The sequence below is a fragment of the Coprobacter sp. genome (assembly GCF_982436375.1).
The window spans coordinates 1-5,990 of the sequence record NZ_CEWDCG010000188.1 but is presented as its reverse complement, the minus strand read 5'-3'; the positions used below and the strand labels follow the sequence as shown (position 1 = coordinate 5,990).

Genomic DNA, 5,990 nt, shown 5'->3' with positions numbered 1-5,990 from the left:
TATCATGAAAGATCGAAAACATATAATCAAAGCAAGTATTATTGTCCTGACATTCATCTTTGCAATCTCATCAAAAGCTCAAGTACCAGCTTTCACCTCAGCAGAAGGATTCGGAAAATTTGCAACCGGAGGACGCGGAGGGCAAGTAGTTTTCGTCACGACAACCGAGGATTATGCTACAGGAGAAACACCGATAGAAGGCTCTCTTCGATGGGCGCTCTCTCAACATCCGGAAGAACCTATCACCGTTATTTTCAGAACTTCAGGAATCATAAAATTAAAAGAAGAGCTGAAGTGTGCTCGAAACGGTTATACTTTAGCCGGGCAAACTGCACCCGGAGACGGTATCTGTATACGAGGAGCAAAAGTCAATCTCGGAGGATCAAAAAACGTCATCATACGTCACCTTCGTTTTCGAATAGGACTGAAAGATGACGGTACACATACCGACGGAGGATCAATCGGGATTGAGAACTGCGAAGATGTCATTGTAGATCACTGCACTTTCGGATGGTCGTGTGAAGAAAATATGACAATGTACGATAATAAACGCACTACGGTACAATGGTGCATTATACACGAAGGTCTATATTCGGCAGGACATATCAAAGGTTCTCGCAGTTATGCCACCCAATGGGGAGGGGACTTCTCTTCTTACCATCATAATCTGCTCGCCCACTGCCATAATCGCATGCCGCGTTTTAACGGCGCACGAGACGATCGCGAAACAAACGATTACAAAATTCTTACAGACTATGTCAACAATGTCATCTATAACTGGGGAAAAGCAAATTCTTGTTACGGAGGAGACATAACAAAAGGTGAAAAGAACGAAATCAACATGGTAGGCAACTACTATAAACCGGGGCTTGCACGTCCTGCAAAAAGCAAATCTTATTTTGTACAAGCCTCTTACGGAGGGGATTCGTATCGTAAAGTAGGTCAATGGTATGCCTCTGGAAATATAATGGAAGGAAATGATAGTTTCACGACCGATAATGCCTTAGGAATCGATAAAAGCGCCTATCCGACAGACCTTCAGGAACAAGTCATTGTAGAAACACCATTTGAAATAAAAACTCCTTACCAAATAAAAACAGAAACAGCTTCCGATGCCTTTAAGAGTGTATTGGCAAAAGCCGGAGCTCATCCCTTAGACGAGGTAGATAGACGTATTATAGATGAAACTGAAAATGGAACGGCATCAGGATATGGGACATCAGAATTCGAATCGAAAACCAAAACAAGTCGTTATTACCAAAAAACATTAGGAATTATTGACGACCCGGCTGCCGTCGGAGGATATCCCGAATATAGCACCTATGTTAATATAACAGACAATGACAACGATGGAATGGATGATATATGGGAAACTGAAAACGGACTGAACCCTGAAGATCCTTCAGATCGAAATAAAATCACCGACAGCGGATATACAGCATTAGAAGCTTACCTCGCCCATTTGGCTGGAGAATATATTCCCTTGGATTTTACAGAAGGAATAGTATCCTCTTTTAAAAACGAGACGTTAACCATCTTCCCTAATCCGACAAGCGACCGTCTTTTTATCGGAACAGAACGAAAGCTCGAAGAGGCCAGAATTTATTCTTCGGAAGGGAAACTAATATCTGTTTTACCATTATATCAATGCGCCATTGTAGATGTTTCTCATCTCCCCACAGGCAATTATTTAATGATCCTTATCGACTCGGAAAAAGAACAAAATAGTGTTCGGTTTATAAAGAAATAAATATACCGATTAAGAACTTGTCTAAATTTTGTTCAGGTCAGTTTTGAGAGTTTCTTCCAAAGATGTTTTTCTGTTTTTACGAGGAGGATAGCGGACTATCTAACGAAGAAAAATGGGAAAACAGACCGGAAGAAAATGCAAAAATGATCGGATACAATTTTCTTATTGGAAAATTTAGACGTACAAATGTACGACTGGCTCTTTAGACCGGAGGCTCTTTACCGGCAGTAATATAGGCAGAAACAATATAATCATGCCCCGAAGCATTTTGATAAATATGCAATTCGAAACGAGCGGCAACAGCTGCCACATGTTCCATAATTTCGGCCTGTATAGATTCATAGCTCACCCAATTCTTATTCGCAGAAAAACAGTATATTTCAAAAGGTATGCCATTCTCGGTCGGTTCTAACAACCGAGTCATCAATGTCAAATCCCCATTAACAAAAGGATGCTTACGCAAATACATAGCCACATAAGCTCTGAATAATCCCAAATTGGTTTCTATCGTTCCATTTACCAAGCCATTACTATTATCAGTATTCTCTACTTTCCCGGCAGCCTGCTCTGCCTGTTTCTCCTCAATATACGATTTTAAGAAATCTACGCTCTTTAAAGACTCCAATAACTCCGGAGTACAAACTTTGATAGATGTCACATCTATCGTAAAATCGCGCATTATCCGACGTCCGCCAGATTCCGCCATTCCCCTCCAATTCTGCAATGTTCCCGAAATCAATGAATAAGGAGGAACTGTAACAATCGTATTATCAAAATTTTGGACTTTTACAGTATTCAAAGTTATATCGATAACGACACCGTTCAACATACCTCCCGGCATCACGATCCAATCTCCTTTGCGAACAATATCATTTTGGGCCAGCTGCACTCCGGCGACAAACCCCAAAATACTATCTTTAAAAACGAGCATCAATACTGCGGCAAAAGCTCCCAATCCGGTAATCAACTTCATCGGGGAACGTTGCACCAAAATAGAAATGACAATAATAACCCCTAAGCCTATCAAAATACCTTTTACCAACTGTATGAGCCCTTTTAAAGGTCGATCCTTCATAGCATCCGAACTTGAAAATATCCGCCACAAAGCAGACAAAAAGGTATTGGTATAAACTAAAAAAGCAATTACCAAATAAATCCAACAAAAACGCTCTACCCATCCGATAAGCGATCTGTAATCGTCATATACCAAAGGTAACAAAGACAGCATAATCAAAGGAGGTAAAACATGCGCTACACCGGAAAAGACCCGCCGATCTACCAAGACCCTAAGAATCTCATTTTTACTTTTCCCTAATATTTTCAGAAAAACGTAATGGAGGACATACCGCAATATCCAGGCTACAGCCCAAGCAAACAGTGCTATCAGAACTGTATATATAATACCTTCCATTTCATCCACTCTTCCGGTCTCTATACCCAAATCTCTAAGAATAGACTTTATCCACTCCAAAAGCTCACCGGCAAATTTATGCGATTTATCATCCATAATCATAAACATTTTATCATGATAATAACAAAGAGAGAGAGGTACAAGTTCAACAAAAAGCCAAAGACAGAACTCAAAAGATCGTTTTCGAACGAACAAACCTGTTTCTATTCGTATATACCAAAAGAATGGTTATCTTTGCAGATCGAAAGAATAACTGTTATTTCCGGTGTTAACTTATCGGAATTGTTTCAGCAAACAAGACAATATTTTCGAAAATAATTCAACAAAATAAATTATGGCATTACAATGTGGTATCGTCGGCTTGCCTAATGTCGGCAAATCAACCCTCTTCAATTGTCTATCCAATGCAAAAGCCCAATCGGCAAACTTTCCGTTTTGTACGATCGAACCGAATGTCGGAGTAATTACCGTCCCGGATGAACGCCTCAATAAATTAGCAGAACTCGTTCATCCTCAACGCATAGTTCCTACTACGGTAGAAATCGTGGATATTGCCGGATTAGTAAAAGGAGCTAGTAAAGGAGAAGGATTAGGAAACAAATTTCTTGCCAATATACGCGAAACAGATGCAATTTTACATGTATTACGCTGTTTTGATGATGACAACATAACTCATGTAGACGGTTCTGTCGATCCCGTACGCGACAAAGAAATCATCGACTATGAACTGCAATTGAAAGATCTGGAGACGATAGAGAGCCGCATCTCTAAGGTTCAGAAACAAGCACAAACAGGAGGTGACAAAAATGCAAAGCTTGCATACGATGTATTAAGCAAGTATAAAGAAGCTCTGGAACAAGGAAAGTCTGCCCGTACCGTCAGTTTCGAAACTAAAGACGAACAGAAAATAGCTCGGGAGTTATTTCTCCTTACCAGTAAGCCGGTTATGTATATTTGCAACGTTGACGAAAAGAGCGCTTTAAACGGAAACAAATATGTAGAACAAGTACGGGAAGCGGTAAAAGATGAAGATGCCGAAATATTGATAGTTGCTGCCAAAATAGAATCTGAAATTGCAGAATTCGAAACATACGAAGAACGGCAAATGTTTCTGGAAGAAATCGGATTGAAAGAATCGGGAGTCTCCCGACTGATTCGTGCAGCATACAGCCTTCTAAACCTCGAAACATATTTTACCGCCGGGGTACAGGAAGTTCGGGCATGGACCTACCTTAAAGGCAGTAAAGCTCCTCAATGCGCAGGTATCATTCACACCGATTTCGAAAAAGGTTTTATCCGGGCAGAAGTCATCAAATATGACGACTATATCCAATACGGATCTGAAACAGCCTGTAAAGAAGCCGGAAAAATGAATGTAGAAGGAAAAGATTATATCGTGCAAGACGGAGATATCATGCACTTCCGGTTTAACGTATAAGGACATTCGATTCAAATGAGAAATATACAATCAGTTTGCGTATATTGTGCCTCAAGCTCAAAAGTGGATGCTATCTACTTTGAAGCGGCAAAGCAATTAGGAAAACTTATTGCCCGGAATAATTTGCGTTGCATATACGGAGCAGGGAATCAAGGTCTCATGGGAACGATTGCAGACAGTGTATTAGATGCCGGAGGAAAAGTAACCGGCATCATTCCCCGCTTTATGTACGAAGAAGGATGGCACTACGAACGTTTACAAGACATAGAAATTACAAATTCTATGCATGAGCGAAAAGCACGTATGGCATCCTTGTCCGATGCTGTCATAGCATTACCCGGAGGATGCGGAACATTGGAGGAGTTATTGGAGATCATCACTTGGAAACAATTAGGATTATACCTCAATCCGATAGTAATCCTTAACACGGCCGGTTACTACGATCCGTTACTCGCTCTACTGGAAAAAGCCGTTGAACAAAATTTCATGCGTACGGAGCATACGAGAATGTGGGTGGTAGCTACCACTCCCCAAGATGCAATAGATGCTCTGTACTCTGCACCCGACTGGAATGGAAGCGTACGTAAATTTGCAGCCATATAACAGCATAAATGCCAAGTGACAGCATACATATCGCCCCTGTAATAACAACGGACACCCTCTCTCCCATCCTGTCCGACAGTAACAGAATTATTTCCGATTCATTACGGACCACACATCCCGAATGGGATTTACACTATAAAAAAGATTCCGTCAAGTTCACGCCACAATACGCAGAAAGCTTGTCGGCATATTGCCATGCTCCGATCGACAATCCTTTAACCGATTACAAAGAAGCCGCACTTGTCATTCCCGAAGGTTTCGAAGGAATACCAAAGATCGAAAATCCTTCTCAAAATGATGGAATATTTTTGATTTTACTCTGTTGTTTCATTTTGGTAGCAACATCCTTTCGACGAGGAATAAAGCTCTTTTCACAGCCTTTTTCCGCATCAAAAAACAATCGAAACCGTACCGATATGGCAGATAATTCTACGATTATCGAATCACGGTTACGATTCATTTTACTTGCTCAAACTTTTGTAATGGAAGGGATTGCTCTTACATTTTTAATTCATTATCTAAAACCTGAATTAACCTACATCGGATATTTCAAAGAAATACTTTGTGCTGCAGTTTTAGCCACCTTATACTACAATTTTCAACAATCGGCATATCGCATTTTAGGTTCTATTTTCACAGAATCGGGCATCACAAAACAATGGATAGACAATCACGCATCTATCAACTTATTATTAGGAATAATCTTATTCCCGATTATTTTCTGCATGATCTATCTCTCTGGTTTTCTGAATATCGGGCTTTTATTAGTTACAATATCTTACATTTTA

The 5,990-nt window shown here is 40.3% G+C and carries 5 protein-coding genes; 4 read left to right on the top strand and 1 reads right to left on the bottom strand.

Annotated elements, in window-relative coordinates:
- A partial coding sequence (locus AC1WHX_RS09935; protein ID WP_481229265.1) for a T9SS type A sorting domain-containing protein occupies nucleotides 1–1,750 on the top strand: 1,750 nt, incomplete at its 5' end.
- A 202-nt stretch (nucleotides 1,751–1,952) separates the two neighbouring features.
- Here the strand turns inward: AC1WHX_RS09935 and AC1WHX_RS09930 are convergent.
- Nucleotides 1,953–3,257 carry a mechanosensitive ion channel family protein gene (locus tag AC1WHX_RS09930; protein WP_009318407.1) on the bottom strand — a complete coding sequence of 435 codons (1,305 nt, stop codon included), beginning with the start codon at nucleotides 3,255–3,257 and terminating at the stop codon, nucleotides 1,953–1,955.
- Between the two features lie 238 nt (nucleotides 3,258–3,495).
- Between AC1WHX_RS09930 and ychF the strand changes: the two genes are divergently transcribed.
- The 3 genes from ychF to AC1WHX_RS09915 all read left to right on the top strand — a co-directional run.
- Complete coding sequence (gene ychF, locus AC1WHX_RS09925; protein ID WP_009318406.1) at nucleotides 3,496–4,599, top strand: redox-regulated ATPase YchF; 1,104 nt, start codon at nucleotides 3,496–3,498, stop codon at nucleotides 4,597–4,599.
- 15 nt (nucleotides 4,600–4,614) lie between these two features.
- On the top strand, nucleotides 4,615–5,202 hold the full coding sequence (locus AC1WHX_RS09920; protein ID WP_022389853.1) for an LOG family protein: 588 nt from the start codon (nucleotides 4,615–4,617) through the stop codon (nucleotides 5,200–5,202).
- An 8-nt stretch (nucleotides 5,203–5,210) separates the two neighbouring features.
- On the top strand, nucleotides 5,211–5,990 hold a 780-nt coding region (locus tag AC1WHX_RS09915), incomplete at its 3' end, for a DUF4271 domain-containing protein (protein WP_481229263.1).

Bases quoted from the DNA above. Each gene is read 5' to 3' on its own strand.
- AC1WHX_RS09930 (WP_009318407.1), bottom strand. From the start codon at position 3,257: ATGGATGATAAATCGCATAAATTTGCCGGTGAGCTTTTGGAGTGGATA.
- ychF (WP_009318406.1), top strand. From the start codon at position 3,496: ATGGCATTACAATGTGGTATCGTCGGCTTGCCTAATGTCGGCAAATCA.
- AC1WHX_RS09920 (WP_022389853.1), top strand. From the start codon at position 4,615: ATGAGAAATATACAATCAGTTTGCGTATATTGTGCCTCAAGCTCAAAA.